Annotated in this window: 14 protein-coding genes; 5 read left to right on the top strand and 9 right to left on the bottom strand. The window is 52.8% G+C overall.

The genetic code is table 11. The annotated features are described in order from the left end of the window. Positions 1–73: 73 nt before the first annotated feature. Positions 74–355 carry a hypothetical protein gene (locus OGV74_RS17970; protein ID WP_003035330.1) on the top strand — a complete coding sequence of 94 codons (282 nt, stop codon included), beginning with the start codon at positions 74–76 and terminating at the stop codon, positions 353–355. Between the two features lie 28 nt (positions 356–383). Here OGV74_RS17970 and OGV74_RS17975 read toward each other — a convergent pair whose 3' ends face one another. Continuing rightward, the gene (locus tag OGV74_RS17975; RefSeq protein ID WP_003836956.1) at positions 384–1,616 is read right to left on the bottom strand and encodes an MFS transporter; all 1,233 of its coding nucleotides are present in this window, start codon (positions 1,614–1,616) and stop codon (positions 384–386) included. Positions 1,617–1,914: 298 nt separating this feature from the next. On the opposite strand from OGV74_RS17975, the gene ybjG reads away from it, so the two are divergent. Together ybjG and deoR are read left to right on the top strand one after the other, a co-directional pair. Then, positions 1,915–2,523, top strand: coding sequence for an undecaprenyl-diphosphate phosphatase (ybjG, locus tag OGV74_RS17980; protein WP_003836958.1), 609 nt, complete (start codon positions 1,915–1,917; stop codon positions 2,521–2,523). Positions 2,524–2,587: 64 nt separating this feature from the next. Continuing rightward, positions 2,588–3,346, top strand: coding sequence for a DNA-binding transcriptional repressor DeoR (gene deoR, locus OGV74_RS17985; RefSeq protein WP_003836960.1), 759 nt, complete (start codon positions 2,588–2,590; stop codon positions 3,344–3,346). A 45-nt stretch (positions 3,347–3,391) separates the two neighbouring features. Here the strand turns inward: deoR and dacC are convergent, their stop codons facing one another. Further along, positions 3,392–4,594 carry a serine-type D-Ala-D-Ala carboxypeptidase gene (gene dacC / locus OGV74_RS17990; protein ID WP_003035316.1) on the bottom strand — a complete coding sequence of 401 codons (1,203 nt, stop codon included), beginning with the start codon at positions 4,592–4,594 and terminating at the stop codon, positions 3,392–3,394. Between the two features lie 328 nt (positions 4,595–4,922). Here dacC and OGV74_RS17995 point away from each other — a divergent pair, with 328 nt between their 5' ends. After that, the gene (locus OGV74_RS17995; RefSeq protein WP_049003168.1) at positions 4,923–5,549 is read left to right on the top strand and encodes a glutathione S-transferase family protein; all 627 of its coding nucleotides are present in this window, start codon (positions 4,923–4,925) and stop codon (positions 5,547–5,549) included. A 5-nt stretch (positions 5,550–5,554) separates the two neighbouring features. Here OGV74_RS17995 and OGV74_RS18000 read toward each other — a convergent pair whose 3' ends face one another. After that, the gene (locus tag OGV74_RS18000; RefSeq protein WP_048216664.1) at positions 5,555–6,652 is read right to left on the bottom strand and encodes a PQQ-dependent sugar dehydrogenase; all 1,098 of its coding nucleotides are present in this window, start codon (positions 6,650–6,652) and stop codon (positions 5,555–5,557) included. 102 nt (positions 6,653–6,754) lie between these two features. After that, positions 6,755–7,138: a biofilm formation regulator BssR gene (gene bssR / locus OGV74_RS18005; RefSeq protein WP_003035308.1), complete on the bottom strand. Its 384-nt coding sequence runs from the start codon at positions 7,136–7,138 to the stop codon at positions 6,755–6,757. 229 nt (positions 7,139–7,367) lie between these two features. On the opposite strand from bssR, the gene rimO reads away from it, so the two are divergent. After that, positions 7,368–8,693, top strand: coding sequence for a 30S ribosomal protein S12 methylthiotransferase RimO (gene rimO, locus OGV74_RS18010; protein WP_003035305.1), 1,326 nt, complete (start codon positions 7,368–7,370; stop codon positions 8,691–8,693). Between the two features lie 57 nt (positions 8,694–8,750). Here rimO and gsiD read toward each other — a convergent pair whose 3' ends face one another. From gsiD to iaaA, 5 genes are read right to left on the bottom strand one after another with little or no spacing between them, the layout of a single operon-like run. Then, positions 8,751–9,662, bottom strand: a complete 912-nt coding sequence (gsiD, locus tag OGV74_RS18015) for a glutathione ABC transporter permease GsiD (protein WP_003035302.1) — start codon at positions 9,660–9,662, stop codon at positions 8,751–8,753. Positions 9,663–9,664: 2 nt separating this feature from the next. Next, positions 9,665–10,585, bottom strand: a complete 921-nt coding sequence (gene gsiC / locus OGV74_RS18020) for a glutathione ABC transporter permease GsiC (protein WP_003836970.1) — start codon at positions 10,583–10,585, stop codon at positions 9,665–9,667. 46 nt (positions 10,586–10,631) lie between these two features. Continuing rightward, a complete protein-coding gene (gsiB, locus tag OGV74_RS18025; protein ID WP_003035297.1) occupies positions 10,632–12,170 on the bottom strand; it encodes a glutathione ABC transporter substrate-binding protein GsiB in 1,539 nt (512 codons plus the stop codon). Positions 12,171–12,198: 28 nt separating this feature from the next. Then, positions 12,199–14,070: a glutathione ABC transporter ATP-binding protein GsiA gene (gsiA, locus tag OGV74_RS18030; protein WP_086503870.1), complete on the bottom strand. Its 1,872-nt coding sequence runs from the start codon at positions 14,068–14,070 to the stop codon at positions 12,199–12,201. Then, complete coding sequence (iaaA, locus tag OGV74_RS18035) at positions 14,057–15,022, bottom strand: beta-aspartyl-peptidase (RefSeq protein ID WP_086503869.1); 966 nt, start codon at positions 15,020–15,022, stop codon at positions 14,057–14,059. The genes gsiA and iaaA overlap by 14 nt, the downstream gene beginning before the upstream one ends. Positions 15,023–15,167: the final 145 nt, after the last annotated feature.

Below are 15,167 nucleotides of genomic sequence, written 5' to 3' on the forward strand. Positions count from 1 at the left end.
GATCTATTCATAATCCGCCTCAAATTAACCCACTGGATTATTACTTCCAGTGAATATTTCAGGTGAGCGGATTATGAAGAAAAGTGTACTGATGGCGACATTGTTGCTGGGTTTTGCAGGGTCAGTATTTGCACAAAGCGTTACCGTTGATGTACCAAGCGGTTATAAAGTGGTGATCGTGCCCTCTTCCGTCAGCGTGCCGCAGGCGGTCAACGTGACTACTGCGCCACAAACGGTGTATGTTGCCCCGGCACCTGCCCCGGCTCCTGTTTATCGCGCACATCCTTATGCGCGACATGTTGCCAGCGTCGGTGAAGGCATGATCATCGAACATCAGATTGACGATCACCACTAAGTTTCTGCCAGGCCCGGGCAACCGGGCTTTAGCCTTCCCGGGAATCCCCTACCCGTTTATCTTTCAGGAAGATCACCATCAGAATCAGCCACAGCACGCCGCTGGCCAGATTGAACAAGCTGAACAAGCCGTTGCCTCCCAGCAGATAAGCGTGTTTACTCAGCTCGATACCAACGGTAAAAATCAGCATCTGCAACATACCCATTGCGGCAGAAACCGTACCTTTACTCATTTCACTGGCAAACAGCGTCAGGCGCACCAGCCCCGCATTCGCCACGCCAATACCAAACGCATAGATACTCAAACCCGCCGTCATCCATAGATATGCATGAGATGACACCACCGTGGCCGCAGCGGCAATAATCAGGCCAACGGCAATTGGCCAGCCGCCCATGATAATCAGCGAACGCACGGTTTTTCGCGAAGTCAGACGCGCCAGCACCAGGTTACCGGCAATCAGCGCACCAAAAATCGGCACCTGCAACAGGCCATATTCGTAACTACTAAGATGTTCTCCGCTGATGATAATAATCGGAGATTGCGCAATCCACGCCAGTAACGGCAGGCTGACAAAACCCAACGCCAGTGCGCCTGCAACGAAACGCACGTTCCTTAGCACCAACTTATAATCCTTGCCCAGCTCTTTAATGGACAGCTTTTCACCCAGCCGGGTTGCCGTTTCCGGCATCGCGCGTTGCAAACCAAAAAAGGAGATGGCCGCCAGAGCAGCAAACAGGATAAACATCCCTTCCCACGGCAGAACATGTACCCAGGCTGCGCCTACCAACGGACCCAGCAGCGGCGCAATCAGCGCCACGTTTGCCATCAGCGCGGTAATTTTTATGCAGACCGCTTCTTCAAAGGACTCCTGAATGGCGGCGTAACCCACCGCGCCAATGAAGCACAGGCTTATCCCCTGCAAAAAACGCAGGAAAGTAAATTGCTCAATATTCTGTGCAAGCAGGGTCGCAAGGCAGGTCACGATGAACCAGAGCACGCCGGTTAACATCACCGGACGACGCCCAACACGATCCGATAGCGGTCCTAACAACCACTGTAAAAACATGCCGCCAGCCAGATAGGCGGTCATGGATGTGGGTACCCAATCTAATCCGGCATTGTATTGCTCCACTACCGCCAACATTCCAGGCTGGATCATATCGTTGCCGATATAAGTAGAGAATTCGTAAAGCACCAGACAGAGAGGGAAAAGTAATGCCTGACGCCCCAAACGGGCGCCTGAAGATAAACGGTTCTGCATGCAGTCTCTTAGCTATAGAAAAATCGCGCAAAGTGTAATAAATGCGCCGTACTGGTGATAGTGAATTATGTGATTTGAAAGCAAAATGCGCACATTTTTACATTCATTTGCTCAAGAAGATTTTGCTTTAAGGTTAATTTAAGTTGAGACCGCTATCATGCTCAATAAGTCTCATTAATTGTCTTAAAAATAGTCATTTAGCAGACAAATAAGACAAGACCGCTTTTTATCCCGTGAAAGCAATTTTATGCTCTCGCTCCCATGGGCCTTTTCAACGATTACACTGAGTCTGGACGTTATGCTGGAAAATCTGAACAACTCACTTTTTTACCTGATCAATGCAACACCCGACTCTGCGCAATGGGCAATTTCGCTCGCCATTTTCATTGCCAAAGATCTGATCAGCATTGTGCCGCTGTTAGCCGTTGTGCTCTGGCTATGGGGACCTCGCGGTCAGGTTACGCTCCAGCGCCAGTTGGTCATCAAAATGGCCATTGCGTTGATAGTTGGTCTGACGATTTCCTGGCTGATGGGACATCTGTTCCCTCACGATCGCCCGTTTGTAAACCACATTGGTTACAACTTCCTGCATCATGCGGCAGATGACTCTTTCCCGAGTGACCACGGTACGGTTATCTTTACCTTTGCACTGGCCTTCCTGTTCTGGCATCGCCTGTGGACGGGCGCTCTGCTGATGGTCGTTGCCGTGGCGATTGCCTGGTCGCGGGTTTACCTTGGAGTACACTGGCCGCTGGATATGCTGGGCGGATTACTGGCTGGGTTGATCGGCTGTCTGAGCGCCCAGATGATCTGGCAGCGCTTTGGCGCGACCCTGTACCTCGGCTTGCAAACTTGCTATCGCGCCTGCTTCGCCCTCCCCATCCGTAAAGGTTGGGTACGTGACTAACCCACGGTAAAAAGAGTAGTATTAAGCGCGAAACTGAGCACTTATTCTATTCTCCAGGGGAACTATGGAAACTCGACGCGACGAGCGTATTGGTCAATTACTGCAGGCGCTGAAACGCAGCGATAAATTACACCTCAAAGAAGCCGCAACGTTGCTGGGCGTGTCTGAGATGACCATTCGTCGCGACCTGAATAATCATGATGCTCCCGTCGTACTGCTCGGGGGCTATATTGTTCTGGAACCCCGCAGCGCTAACCATTATTTAATCAGCGATCAAAAATCCCGTCTGGTTGATGAAAAACGTCGCGCCGCCCAGCTGGCGGCGAGTCTCGTGCAGGCGCATCAGACCATCTTTTTCGATTGCGGTACTACCACGCCGTGGATCATTGAAGCGATCGACAATGAACTGCCCTTCACCGCAATCTGCTACTCGTTGAATACGTTTCTGGTGCTGCAGGAAAAACCGCAGTGCCGCGTCATTCTGTGTGGTGGCGAATTCCATGCCAGTAACGCGATTTTTAAACCGCTCGACTTCCAGGAAACGCTGAACAATCTCTGTCCGGATATCGCCTTTTATTCCGCGGCAGGCGTTCATATCGAGAAAGGCGCGACCTGTTTTAATCTGGAAGAACTGCCGGTGAAGCACTGGGCAATGTCGATGGCGCAGCATCACGTTTTGGTGGTCGATCACAGCAAGTTTGGCAAGGTGCGACCTGCGAGGATGGGGGAATTAAAGCGCTTTGATACCATTATCAGTGATAACCGCCCTGACGATGAGTTTGTTGAGTACGCTAAAGCGCAACGTATCACGCTGAAGTATTAAGAGATACTGCCGGACGGCGATTGCGCCATCCGGCAATAGGTAAGATTAAGAGAACCAACCACCAAACCACTGGTGGAATTTCATCATCACAAAGTCCCACATGCGGCTAAAGAAACCACCCTCTTGCACATCTTCCATCACCATCAACGGACGTTGCTCAATGGATTTTCCGTTCAACTGAAAGTCGATAGTGCCCACAACCTGACCTTTCTTCAGCGGTGCAGTTAGCTGTGGTTCAGTCAGGGTAAAGCTGGCCTTCAGGTTTTTGAGCTGGCCACGCGGGATGGTCACAGAACCACCTTCTCCGGCACCCAAATTCACTTCACTCTTATCGCCAAACCATACGCGCTGAGTAACGAAAGTCGCATCCGGCTTGATCGGCGTAACGGTTTCAAAGAAGCGGAAGCCCCAGGTCAGCAGCTTTTCTGACTCATTAAAACGAATGCGATCGGTTTTCGCCCCCAGCACCACGGAGATCAGGCGCATATCGCCCTGGGTCGCGGAAGCCACCAGGTTGTATCCCGCCCCGGCAGTGGTCCCGGTTTTCATACCATCCACGTTCAGGTTGGTGCTCCACAACAGACGGTTGCGGTTCGGTTGACGAATTTTATTAAAGGTAAATTCTTTCTCTTTGTGAATAGCATACTCTTCCGGCACATCGTGAATTAACGCCTTCCCGAGCAGCGCCATATCACGTGCGGTACTGAACTGTCCTGCCGCATCCAGACCGTGCACCGTCTGGAAAGTAGTGTTGGTCAGCCCCAGTTTTTTCGCATAGCCGTTCATCAGACCAATAAAGGATTCCTGGCTGCCGGCAACGTAATCAGCGAGTGCAATACACGCATCGTTACCTGACTGAATGATAACGCCTTTATTCAGATCTGATACCGCAACCTGATCGCCGGGCTTGAGGAACATGACCGACGAACCGCGCAGGGCTGGATTACCGGTCGCCCAGGCGTCTTTGCCCACGGTGACCATGTCGTTGAGGTTAATTTTTCCGGCCTTCAGCGCCTGCCCAACCACATAGCTGGTCATGATTTTGGTCAGACTGGCAGGATCCAGTTTCTCATCAGCATTACCTTCCGCCAGCACCTTGCCACTGGCGTAATCCATCAGAATCCACGCGCGCGCGTCCACGCTCGGCGGGGCCGTCGGTTGCTCCGCCGCCTGTACGGTCGGCGCCAAAAGGATTAAGAGTGCAGAACCTGCAGCAAAGCTGCGAAGTGAAGAGAAGTATTGCGTCATAAATGCCACCCGAGTATCCATTCCAAAAAACCACGTCATACCACACCGTGTTTACACAAAACCGGCCAAGCGACCTCGACCAACCCATGCAGAAAAAGTCTGATGGATGACGTGTAAAATAAGTGCGGTGAGTAATAACGCACTAACGAGCTTAAAGAAACCGTAAGTTGGTAAAGTTTTTAAAGTTTATGCAATAACGCCGCGCTGCGCTGCTCCTGGCACGATTTTTTTAGACTTTGTTGCGTAAATATTAGGTTTACCCCACCATGTGAGCTAGTCAGATGGCATCTGCAGCCATAAAGCTGCTCAATTAATTTGCGGGGTTACTATGATTACACTGTGGGGTCGCAATAACTCGACCAACGTAAAAAAAGTATTGTGGACGCTCGAGGAACTGGAACTGCCGTATAACCAAATTCTGGCGGGCGGACAGCATGGCGGTAACCGCGATGCCGACTATCTGGCACTAAACCCGAACGGACTGGTCCCGTTGCTACGCGATGATGAAACGGACGTTGTGCTGTGGGAATCCAATACCATTGTCCGCTATCTGGCCGCTCAGTACGGACAAAAACGTTTGTGGATTGACGCACCGGCCGCGCGCGCCGTCGGCGAAAAATGGATGGACTGGGCAAATCAGACGCTAAGCCCTGCGCATCGGGTTATCTTATTTGGCCTGGTCAGAACACCTGCCGATCAGCGCGATCTAGCGGCCATTGAGGCCAGTAAGCAAGTTTGCGATAACCTGTTTGCCATTCTGGATAACGCGCTGGCAGACCAGTCATGGTTCTCCGGGGCTGAATTTGGCACGGCGGATATCGCTGTGGCACCGTTTATCTATAACCTGTTCAACGTTGGCCTGAGCTGGACCCCGCGCCCGCATCTGGAACGCTGGTATCAGCAACTGACCGAGCGCCCGGCGTTTCAAAAAATCGTGATGATCCCGGTCAGCTAAACAAATCAGGGACTCACTTTTAGTAATTCCCCGTCGGACTCGTCGGTTAACACGTACATATAACCATCTGGTCCGACGCGCACATCACGGATCCGTTGCCCCCTTTCCTGCAACAGACGACCATCCTCAGTGACCGTATTCCCTTTAACGCTCAGTACGATCACTTCTTTATCTTTCAACGCGCCGATGAACAACTTCTGCCGCCACTGTGGAAAGGTATCGCTATTATAAAAAGCCATTCCGCTGACCGCTGGCGACTTTTCCCAGTAAAAGATGGGTTGTTCCGTGCCAGCAACAATTTGACCTTTTGCTTCGGGAATTTTCAAACCACTGTAGTTAACACCCCAGGTCGCGATAGGCCAACCGTAGTTTTTCCCTTTCTCGGGGATATTAATTTCATCGCCTCCGCGTGGGCCATGCTCATTGAGCCACAACACATCACTCCACGGATTCATCGCCATACCCTGCGGGTTGCGGATGCCATACGACCAAATCTCTGCCCGCGCTCCCGCCATGTTCACAAACGGATTATCCGGTGGAATTTTGCCCTCATCGGTCAGCCGTACGACCTTGCCCTGCAGCTTATCCAGATCCTGAGCAGTTGAACGTTGGTTATTCTCACCAAGGCCGATAAACAGATAGCCGTTGCCATCAAACACCAGACGTCCACCAAAATGGTTTCCGGTGGATAGCTTTGGCTGTTGGCGAAAAACGGTCTGAAATCCTTGTAGGTGTTTGAGATCGTCACTCAATCGCCCGTAGCCTACCGCGGTGCCCGCTTTGCCTTCGCGGTCGGCTTCAGCGAAGCTTAGCCACACCCGGCGGGATCGTTCAAAGTCCGGAGCTAACACCACATCAAGCAATCCGCCCTGACCATTCGCCCAGACTTTTGGTACGCCGGTCAGCGGGTCGGAAAGCCCTTTATCAGGCTGCCAGAGTCGAAGCTGTCCACCTTTGAGCGTAATGAGCATACCGCGGTTATCGGGTAAAAAAGCCAGTGACCATGGGTGATCGAGTTTGGTTTGCAGCACTTCCACTTTTACCGCGACGGCATAAGAGGAAAATAGCGCAAGTGGGATAGCACAGAGAAAGAGTCGACGCATAACACCTCCTTAATGGCTCTGCATAAAGCGTAGCCAGCAAGGGGAATCACTCCGTCATATTTACATAATCTTAACAAAAAGGGGGAGTGCCCTCCCCCTGATTCAGACGTGTTCCAGCGTTGGGTAAGATTGCAAACTCTGGATACTCAGCGTCAGCGTTGTCAGGCAGTTTTCCAGTTTCTCTGCGTTAACGGCGATAAACGTTGGACAATCATGGTGTCCACTCATAAGACAAACAGCGGCGGCGGCTAACGCCCCTTCAGCACGATGAAGGGCATTCCACTCTTCCTGATCAAGATGCATACCGTGAAGCTGTGATTGTTCGTGCAATTCGCGATTCAGTGCAAAAAAATTATCACGCAGACGATCGCTCTCGCTGACTGACATGTAGCCTTTCGCTTTTCTCAACTGCAGATAAGCGGCAAGTTCGATACGGGCGTTTATCAATTTGTTGAGAAGATCGGTTCTCAGTCTGTCAACAACCATACTTTGTTCCTCCTCTTTCCAACTATGGTGCAACTTAATAGTATGGTTATTTTTTGAACAAAGTCGTGTCCAGGATCAATCCATCACCTAAAATTAACATAATTTACAAATAATCTTTAATTCCGCGCCCGGCAGGCCGCTGATGATTTGAGATTGCGATACAATTTTTGTTCAGAACTCTGTAGAATCCCTGCCCTGAATATTCCAATAACTGAACACTTTTTACGCTATGAGCAATGTAACCCACCAGCCGAAAATCGGCTTTGTTTCCCTCGGCTGCCCGAAAAACCTCGTCGATTCTGAGCGCATCCTGACCGAACTTCGTACCGAAGGCTATGATGTAGTGCCAAGCTACGACGACGCGGATATGGTTATCGTTAATACCTGCGGCTTTATCGACAGTGCGGTTCAGGAATCCCTGGAAGCAATCGGCGAAGCGCTTAACGAAAACGGCAAGGTGATCGTCACCGGTTGTCTGGGCGCGAAAGTCGATCAGATCCGTGAAGTCCACCCGAAGGTGCTGGAAATCACCGGGCCGCATAGCTACGAGCAGGTTCTGGAGCACGTTCACCATTACGTACCCAAACCAAAGCATAATCCGTTCCTGAGCCTGGTTCCTGAGCAGGGTGTCAAGCTGACTCCGCGCCATTACGCCTATCTGAAGATTTCTGAAGGCTGTAATCACCGCTGTACGTTCTGCATTATTCCATCCATGCGCGGCGATCTGGTGAGCCGTCCGATTGGCGACGTCCTCAGCGAAGCCAAGCGTCTGGTCGATGCGGGCGTGAAAGAGATTCTGGTAATCTCTCAGGATACCTCCGCTTACGGTGTGGATGTGAAGCATCGTACCGGTTTCCATAACGGCGAGCCGGTAAAAACCAGCATGGTTGATCTGTGCGAGCAGTTATCAAAACTGGGGATCTGGACGCGCCTGCATTACGTCTACCCCTACCCGCACGTTGATGACGTGATCCCGCTGATGGCAGAAGGGAAAATCCTGCCGTATCTGGACATCCCGTTACAGCATGCCAGCCCGCGTATTCTTAAACTGATGAAACGCCCAGGCTCCGTAGACAGACAGCTGGCGCGCATCAAACAGTGGCGTGAAATCTGCCCTGAACTGACGCTGCGCTCCACCTTCATTGTTGGTTTCCCGGGTGAAACGGAAGAAGACTTCCAAATGTTGCTCGACTTCCTGAAGGAAGCACGTCTGGATCGCGTGGGCTGCTTTAAATACAGCCCGGTAGAAGGCGCTGGCGCTAATGACCTGCCGGATCAAATCCCGGAAGAGGTGAAAGAAGAACGCTGGAACCGCTTTATGCAATTGCAACAGCAGATCTCTGCTGAACGTTTGCAAGAGAAAGTGGGCCGCGAGATTCTGGTTATCGTTGATGAAGTTGACGAAGAAGGCGCAATTGGTCGTAGCATGGCTGATGCTCCGGAAATCGACGGCGCGGTATACCTGAATGGTGAAACCAAGGTGAAACCTGGTGATATCATCCGCGTGAAGGTCGAAAACGCAGATGAATACGATCTGTGGGGTTCACGCGTTTAATTAAGCGTAACTCAACCGTAGGCCGGATAAGGCATTACGTCTTATCCGGCCTGTGATTTATCCTTTTATCTTCGGGTCCAGCGCGTCGCGCAGACCATCTCCCAGTAAGTTAAACGCCAGCACCGTCAGAAATATCGCTACCGCCGGGAAAATCGCCACGTGCGGCGCGATCACCATGTCAGCGCGCGCTTCATTAAGCATTGCCCCCCACTCCGGCGTCGGCGGCTGTGCGCCTAATCCCAGAAATGACAGGCTCGCGGCAGAGATGATCGACGTGCCGATTCGCATGGTAAAAAAGACCACGATCGATGAAACCGTACCCGGCAGGATATGGTTAAAAATGATGGTCGTATCGCTGGCACCAATACTGCGCGCAGACTCAATAAACGTCTGTTGCTTCAGCACCAGTGTATTTCCGCGCACCAGGCGCGCGAAAGCAGGAATGGAGAAAATGGCCACGGCGATAATCACGTTCGCAATGCCGCTGCCCAGCACGGCGACCACGGCTATCGCCAGCAGAATGCCGGGAAAGGCGAACAGCACATCGCAGATACGCATAATCAGCCGATCCCACCAACCTTCGTAGTATCCCGCCAGCAGCCCCAGCACTGTGCCAATCGCCGCGCCAATAAACACGGCAAAAACCCCCGCCGCCAGCGAGATTTGCGCGCCAACCAGCACGCGGCTAAAGATATCTCGTCCCAGAGAATCGACACCAAACCAGTGCAGCATCGACGGCCCATCATTCAAACGGTCATAATCGAAGTAATTTTCCGCATCAAATGGCGTCAGCCAGCGGGCAAAAATCGCGACCATGATCAGGAGCAATACAAACAGCCCAGCGAACATCGCCATGTGCTGTCGACGGAAACGACGCCAGAACTCATGCCACGGTGTGCGTATCTGCTCTGGCTTAACAAGGGGCATTGCATTCAAAATCGCCTGTCGGCGCCAGTTAAAAAAACGCATCCTTACTTGTACCTGATAGCCGGATTAATGGCGGCGTAAAGCACATCCACCACTAAGTTGATAAGAATAAACTCCAGAGAAAACAACAGTACCTCGGCCTGAATCACCGGATAGTCGCGCATTTCGACGGAGTCCACCAGCAGTCGCCCAAGCCCAGGCCAGTTGAACACCTTCTCAACCACGATTGATCCACCAAGCAAAAAGCCAAACTGTAGCCCCATCATGGTGACCACTGGGATCATCGCGTTACGCAGACCATGTTTTAACACCACCCAAGTCTCACTCACCCCTTTAGCCCGCGCGGTACGCATATAGTCTTCGCTGAGCACATCGACGAACGAGGCGCGGGTAAACCTGGCCAGCACCGCAGCCACCGCCGCGCCCAGAGTAATAGACGGGAGGATATAGTGCAGCCAGGTATCAGCGCCAACGGTTGGCAACCAGCCAAGCTCAACGGAGAATATCTGCATGAGCAGCATGCCAAGCGCAAACGCCGGGAACGAGATCCCGGTGACCGCCAGCGTCATACTCAACCTGTCCGGCCAGCGATTGCGCCATACGGCTGCAATGATCCCCGCCGTCATACCAAATAACACAGCCCATGCCATACTCGCAATTGTCAGCCATAACGACGGCATAAAACGGCTGGCTATCTCTTCGGAAACCGGGCGACGAGAAACCATCGACGTGCCAAAATCGCCTTGCAACACGTTGGTCATGTAATGCCAGAACTGAATATGCAGCGGTTGGTCCAGACCCAGCTGCTTGCGTACCAGTTCAATCACCTCGGCGTCAGCTTCCGGTCCGGCAATCAGCCGGGCCGGATCGCCGGGTAGCAGGTGAACAAATAAAAACACCAGCACCGCAACAATCAATAGCGTTGGGATCAACCCCAGCAGGCGCTTGAAAACATAGTTAAGCATCACGCTCCCTTCGCCGGCCCCTGGTTAGCGGGGCCGAATGAATAGCTTATTTTAAATCCGCATCATCAAAGCTAAATCCGGTGTCCGGCATAATCCAGAACCCGGTCAATCTGGTGCTGTGCGCCGAAATCAGTTTTTCCACTACCAGTGGGATCCACGGCGACTCTTTCCAGATAATATCCTGCGCATCCTTGTACAGCTTCGCTTTCTGCGCTGGATCGTTAGTTTGCAAGGCCGCCGCTAAATCACTGTCCACCTGCTTATTGCTATAGAACGCCGTATTAAACAGCGTTGGCGGCCAGTTTTGTGATGCAAACAGCGGTGACAGCGCCCAGTCCGCTTCCCCCGTAGAGGCAGACCAGCCGGTGTAGAACATCCGCACCCCGCTCTCTTTCTGCGCTTTACCCTCGACTTCCGCCGCGCGCTGGCCGGCATCCATCGCTGTTACCTGAGCCTTAACTCCCACCTGCGCCAGCTGCTGCTGGGTAAATTGCAGCACTTTCTGCGCGGTACTGTGATTATGTGAAGACCATAGCGTGGTGGTAAAACCGTTCGGATAACCTGCTTCTTTCAGCAGTTCGCGCGCTTTCGCCGGGTCGTATGGCCATGGCGTATAGCTTTGCGCATAGGCTATCGACGGAGGAAGAACGCCCGTTGCTGGCGTGGCATAACCGGCAAACGCCACTTTCACCAGCGCCTGACGGTTGATCGCATAATTCAACGCCTCGCGCACCTTCGGATTATCGAACGGTTTTTGTGTGACGTTCATGCTGATGTAACGCTGCATAATAGACGGACTGGCCACCAGTTCCAGGTTTTTATTCTTCGCCAGTAACGCAGCCTGCTCGTAAGGGATCGGGAAGGCAAACTGCGCTTCCCCGGTCTGCAGCATGGCCGCACGCGTGTTGTTGTCGGTCACCGGACGCCAGGTAATCGTATCCAGCTTTGGCAGCCCTTGCTGCCAGTAACCCGCGAACTTCTTAACCTTCACAAAATCTGTCTGATTCCAGGTATCAAGCTGGTACGGCCCGGTCCCCACAGGGTGGAAACCGATCTCCTTACCGTATTTCTCCAGCGCGGCGGGAGAAATCATTGCCGTTGCCGGATGCGCCAGAATATTGATAAAGGCAGAGAACGGCTGTTTCAGCGTAATCTTCACCGTTGACGGATCTACAACCTCGGTTTTATCGATATTCTTATACAGGTTGTAGCGTTTCAGACGGTTTTCCGGATTGCTGGCGCGGTCGAGGTTGGCTTTAACCGCATCAGCGTTGAAGTCGGTGCCATCCTGAAATTTCACACCCTGACGCAGCTTAAGAGTGTAAGTCAGGCCGTCATCAGAAACCGTATAGCTCTCTGCCAGCACATTTTTCAGCTTCATCTCTTTATCAAGGCCAAACAGTCCCTGATAAAACGACTTCGCTACCGCCTGCGACAACGTGTCATTCGCGTCATAGGGGTCAAGCGTGGTGAAATTGGATCCTACCGCCACCACCACGTCTTTGGCGGCCCAGCCAGGCGATGCGGCCAGCGCAGAGGCCACTCCCACAGCAACCAGCCATTTCCGAGCAACAATTTTTGTCATGTTATTCTCCTTAAACCCTGCCTGCCTGTTATAAACGCGAAAGCGCATTTTCTGGTTGCCCACGCGCAACATAATGCCCCGGGCCAACTAACTGTAACGACACGGGGGAAATCTCTTCGCCGCGCTTGCGGATATTGCTGGGGATATCATCCGACAACAGCACACGCTGTGGTCGGTGATGCGATGGATCGGCAACCGGTACTGCCGCCATCAGTTTGCGTGTATACGGATGTTGCGGATTTTCAAACACCGCGCGTCGGGGGCCAATCTCAACGATTTGCCCGAGATACATTACCGCTACACGGTGACTGATCCGTTCCACCACCGCCATATCGTGAGAAATAAACAGATATGCGATACCCAATTCTCGCTGCAGGTCGAGCATCAGGTTGATGATTTGCCCGCGAATTGAAACATCCAGCGCCGAGACAGATTCATCGGCAATAATCACTTTGGGATTGAGTGCCAATGCCCGTGCAATACAGATACGCTGACGCTGACCGCCGGAAAACTCGTGCGGATAGCGCCAGGCATGCTCAGGCAACAATCCTACGCGTTCCAGCAGCCATGCAACCCGTTTTGACCCCGCATCACCCTGCAATAACCCATGCACCCGTAGCGGCTCCAGAATGGAATATCCCACCGTCTGACGTGGATCGAGCGAGGCATACGGATCCTGGAAGATAAACTGAATATCCCTACGCAGCGGCTGCAACTTGCTGGCAGCAAGGGTATCAATACGCTGTCCGTTGAAAATGATTTCCCCACGCTGAGACTCAACCAGGCGCAACAGCGCCCGCCCGGTGGTGGATTTCCCACAGCCCGACTCTCCCACCAGCGAGAGCGTTTCTCCCGGCCACAGGTCAAAGCTGACGTTTTCCACTGCATGCACCTCGCGAGTCACGCGATTTAGAATGCCGCTACGCAGAGGAAAACGCGTCACCAGGTTACGTACCTGCAAAATTGGCTCGCCTTCAACCACGGTATCCTGTTCGGTCTGTGGCTCTACATGGCTGGGATCGTGTAATGAAATAAGCGGGAAACGGCGCGGAAGTTCATGCCCGTTCATTGCCCCAAGCTGCGGCACGGCTGCCAGCAGCGCTTTAGTATAAGGATGCTGGGGAGTGTGAAAAATCTGCTCAACGCTGCCGGTTTCTACCGCCTCGCCCTGATACATCACCAGCACGCGGTCGGCAATATCCGCCACAACGCCCATATCGTGGGTAATAAAGATCACTCCCATCGACATATCCTGCTGCAACACTTTTATCAGTTGCAGGATCTGCGCCTGAATGGTGACATCCAGCGCGGTTGTCGGCTCATCAGCAATTAAAACCGCAGGGCGACACGACAGTGCCATGGCGATCATCACCCGCTGGCGCATACCGCCGGAAAGCTGGTGTGGATAACGCGATAAAATCGCCTTCGCCTCGGGGATACGCACCTGGTCGAGCATTCGCTTCGCTTCTACCATCGCCTCTTCATGACTGGCACCCTGGTGCAAGCGGATAGACTCGGCAATTTGCTCGCCCACGGTAAACACCGGATTAAGCGATGTCATAGGCTCCTGGAAGATCATCGCGATATCCGCACCGCGCACGTGACGCATTTGTGATGCGCTCTGTTCACCCAGCTCAATAACCTGTCGATTACGGCGTCGGAGGAGCATTTCATCGCAGCTCACCTCGCCGCCGGACTGTTCAATCAGACGCATCAGCGACAAGGCGGTCACCGACTTACCAGAACCAGACTCACCGACTATCGCCAGCGTTTCGCCACGCTTCAGGCGAAATGACAGATTGCGCACTGCGCTGACACGCTGCTGCTCCTGTTCAAAGGCAATATTCAGATTGCTGACTGCCAGCACATCGCTGGCATCAAGCTCATCACTGTGTGGCAACGCTATCTCCTTTTTCCCGATAAATACCGGTTGTTGGCGTATCACCTGCGTATCCCCAGGCGCGGTACATGCCTTCGCTGTTAAACGGCAAAGCGACATTGCCCTCATGATCGATAGCAATTAAACCGCCGCTGCCGCCAAGCGCTGGTAATTTTTCCATCACTACGCGTTCACACGCTTCGGATAAACTCAGACCGCCGTAGTCCATCAACGCCGCAATGTCATAGGCCGCCAAAGCACGAATAAAGACTTCTCCGGTTCCGGTGCAGGAGACTGCCACACTTGCATTATTGGCATAACAGCCTGCGCCAACCAACGGACTGTCACCCACCCGCCCCGGTAATTTATTGGTCATCCCACCGGTGGATGTTGCTGCCGCCAGATTGCCAAACATATCTAATGCGACCGCACCCACGGTACCCATTTTGTTGTTTTCATCCAGCGGGCTCGCGCTATGGTCCAGCACCGTTTCACCCGCTGTTCGCGCCGCCAGAAGTTGAGCGTAGCGTTCTGGCGTCGAGAAAATATCCGCTGATACGCGCTCCATACCCTGCGCAATGGCAAAGTTTTCAGCCCCTTCACCTATCATCATGACGTGTGGGCTGTGTTCCATTACCAGACGCGCCGCGATAATCGGATTGCGTAAATGGCTGACCCCGGCGACGGCTCCCGCCTTAAGCGTGTTACCATCCATCACGCAGGCATCAAGTTCATGGGTTTCATCACGCGTATACACCGCGCCAATTCCGGCATTAAACAATGGACACTCTTCCAGCAGGCGCACGGCCTCGGTAACGACATCCAGTGCGCTACGACCGTCTTCAAGCATCCGCTGGCCGGTTTCAACGATATCCGACAGCGCCTGTATATAACGCAACTCTTGCTCCTGGCTCAGCTGCGAACGGGTGATAGCCCCTGCGCCGCCGTGAATTGCAATGACTGCTTTACCCATTTTATTCGTCCATTAGGTGGCAGGTACCGGGGTTATAAATATCAGAATTTCTGTGACTTATTGATTCGATTTTTGAATATAGAAAGATGCAGACGTCATGTAAAGGTTAAGGCCCGTACCTCACACCCCATCCCATCAGGTTATT

This window comes from Citrobacter sp. Cf116, assembly GCF_030336505.1.
Lineage (GTDB): Bacteria > Pseudomonadota > Gammaproteobacteria > Enterobacterales > Enterobacteriaceae > Citrobacter > Citrobacter freundii.